The sequence below is a fragment of the Bradyrhizobium sp. genome, assembly GCF_049798375.1.
Classification (GTDB): domain Bacteria; phylum Pseudomonadota; class Alphaproteobacteria; order Rhizobiales; family Xanthobacteraceae; genus Bradyrhizobium.
The window spans coordinates 1-2821 of sequence record NZ_JBARGP010000288.1 but is presented as its reverse complement, the minus strand read 5'-3'; the positions used below and the strand labels follow the sequence as shown (position 1 = coordinate 2821).

The following is a 2821-nucleotide window of genomic DNA, read 5'->3' as shown; positions in this document are numbered from 1 at the left end:
TGTTCAGCACGCCCCGCAACAGACGGGCGTCCCAGCGAACCCAGGGCCGCCCGAGTTGATCGCTTCCTTCGAATAGTCATCGCAACCTCCAGATCCAGGAGTGTTGCGACGACCGATTGAATCCGCCGGATGTCTCGGCCGAACCTGTGGTTCTGCCGCGTGCTTTTTTTCTGCACGCGGGCCATGGGGGCGGCGAGCTCCCGGCCTTCCCTGCGCCCTCGGTTTGAAGAGGGTAAAACGAATTGCAGAACTCGGGTGTGAATGCGCCGCGAGGATGTGGACGTGCGTCTTGAGGTATAACGCCATCACCTCAGTTGTCATCGCCCGCGAAGGCGGGCGATCCAGTACGCCGCGGCCTATCGAGTTACTCATAACCGTCTCTGGAATACTAGGTCGCCCGGTCAAGCCGGGCGACGACAGCTGGATTTTTTACAGCTCCCGCGCATTGCTGAACGCAAACGAGCTGACGCGCCGTGTCGTCTCATCCAGAATCAAGGTCCGCGTGATCGGCGGCTCGGCGCGCTGGGGGCAGTTTTCGCGCTCGCAGAGTCGGCAGTTGACGCCGATCGGCGTGCCTTCCGTGGTCTCCAGATTCATCCCCGCGGCGTAGGCGAGCTTGCCAGCATGGCGGATCTCGCAACCCAAGGCGATCGCAAAGCGCGGCTGCGGGTAGGGATGCGGCGCGGCCGGCCGGCGCACCACCTGCGCGATCGAGAAATAGCGCGTGCCGTCGGGCAGCTCGACCACCTGGCGGAGCAGCTGGTCCGGCGTATCGAAGGTCGAGTGCACGTTCCACAGCGGGCAGGTGCCGCCGAATTTGGAAAACGGGAAGGTGCCGGAGGAGAAGCGTTTGGAGACATTGCCGGCGTTGTCGACCCGCAGCATGAAGAACGGAATGCCGCGCGCGTTCGGGCGCGACAGCGTGGTGAGGCGATGGCAGACTTGCTCGAAGCCGGTCGAGAAGCGCTGTGCCAGCACGGGAATGTCGTAGTTGAGCGCTTCGGCAGCAGCAAGGAACGCGGGATAAGGCATCATCACGGCTGCAGCGAAGTAGTTGGCGAGCGTGATGCGATAGAGCCTGCGAGCGGTGTCGTCGAGGCTGCCGGCGCGGCCGATAATGGTCTCGAAATGGGGGCCGCATTCCGCCATGCCGAGCTGGAAGGCGAGCTGGAAGATCCGCCCGGGCGCGTCGATCAGCTCGGAGATCAGCAGTTGCCGGCGATGCCGGTCGAAGCGCCGCAGGGTTTCGCGCATCACGTCAACCGGCATGATGCGGCAGACGATGGCGTGTTTTTCGCGCAGCCGCGCGGCCAATGCTGCATACAGCTCCTCGGCCGGCACGTTCAGCTCGTCGCGCAGCGCCTCCGCAGCCTGATCGAGCTCGGCAAAGTAGTTGCGATTGGCCTCGATCAGGTCGCGCACCCGCTCGATCGGGTTGGCCTCGAACCGGGCCCCACCCTCGTCGCGGTCGGCCATTTGCGCCGCGGCCATGGTCTCGCCGCGCCGCGCCTCGGCATAAGCCGCGTAAAGCCGCTGCAGCGCGTGGGTGACGCCCGGGCACAGCTCGGCGAGGTCGCGCAGCTCCTGCTTCGGGATCTCGATCTGCCGGAACAGCGGATCGGAGAACACTTCGTTGAGCTCGGCGAAGAAGCGGTCCTCATCGGCCGTGGCGAGGTCGCGCAGATCGAGGTCGTAGCTTTCGGCCAGCCGCAGCAGGATCTGTGCCGTCACCGGACGCTGGTTCCGCTCGATCAAATTGACGTAGCTCGGCGAGATCCCAAGCCCCTCGGCGATCTGGGTCTGCGACAGGCCGAGCTGCTGGCGAATGCGCCGGAAGCGCGGGCCGACGAAGAGTTTCTTGCCCTGATCGGTCGCCATTACGTTCTCCAAAGGTCAGCTGTGCTGACTCGATTGTTACAAAATTTACAAAATGACATTTATGACAAGTATTGATGTTACATCGCATCACCATTCGATTTCAAGCCGGCTAGCCGAATAAAGGAGATTCGCGTTTAGCTTCAGACACGATTTCGCAACGCATTGTCAAAAATGTCGAATTGCGGAACAGTTGTGAAAAGGATCGAGCACATGAATTTCCAGCCCCGCGGGATCGATGACCAGGCTGTCCAGGGTCCGGCGTCCTATTTGACCGAGGTCGCAGCCGCCGAGGCGCTGCTCAAGACTCAGCCGACCTGGAACGGTGTCACCGCCGAAGCCGTGGCCCGCATGCGGCTGCAGAACCGCTTCAAGACCGGACTGGACGTCGCCCGCTACACCGCGGCGCTGATGCGGGCCGATATGGCGGCCTATGACGCCGATCCCACCAAATACACCCAGTCGCTCGGCTGCTGGCATGGCTTCATCGCGCAGCAGAAGCTGATTTCGGTCAAGAAGCACTTCGGCACCACCGATCGCCGCTATCTCTATCTCTCCGGCTGGATGATCGCAGCACTGCGCTCGGAGTTCGGGCCGCTGCCCGACCAGTCGATGCACGAGAAGACCTCGGTCCCGGCGCTGATCGAGGAGCTCTATACCTTCCTGCGTCAGGCCGATTCCCGCGAGCTCAACGATCTCTTCCGCAGCCTCGACGCGGCCCGCAAGGCGGGCGACAAGGCCAAGGAAAAGGAGTTGATCGAGAAGGTCGACAATTTCCAAACCCACGTCGTGCCCGTCATCGCGGACATCGATGCCGGCTTCGGCAATGCCGAGGCGACCTATTTGCTGGCCAAGAAGATGATCGAGGCGGGCGCCTGCGCCCTGCAGATCGAGAACCAGGTTTCCGATGAGAAGCAGTGCGGTCACCAGGACGGCAAGGTGACGG

General features: G+C 62.8%; 3 protein-coding genes. 1 reads left to right on the top strand and 2 read right to left on the bottom strand.

Annotated elements, in window-relative coordinates:
- Both WA702_RS12425 and WA702_RS12420 read right to left on the bottom strand, forming a co-directional pair.
- The coding region (locus WA702_RS12425) for a hypothetical protein (RefSeq protein WP_425110822.1) at positions 1-185 on the bottom strand (185 nt) is incomplete at its 3' end.
- A gap of 244 nt (positions 186-429) precedes the next feature.
- Positions 430-1878, bottom strand: a complete 1449-nt coding sequence (locus tag WA702_RS12420; protein WP_425110821.1) for a helix-turn-helix domain-containing protein — start codon at positions 1876-1878, stop codon at positions 430-432.
- Positions 1879-2088: 210 nt separating this feature from the next.
- Here WA702_RS12420 and WA702_RS12415 point away from each other — a divergent pair.
- On the top strand, positions 2089-2821 hold a 733-nt coding region (locus WA702_RS12415; RefSeq protein ID WP_425110820.1), incomplete at its 3' end, for an isocitrate lyase.

Bases quoted from the DNA above. Each gene is read 5' to 3' on its own strand.
- WA702_RS12420 (WP_425110821.1), bottom strand. From the start codon at position 1,878: ATGGCGACCGATCAGGGCAAGAAACTCTTCGTCGGCCCGCGCTTCCGG.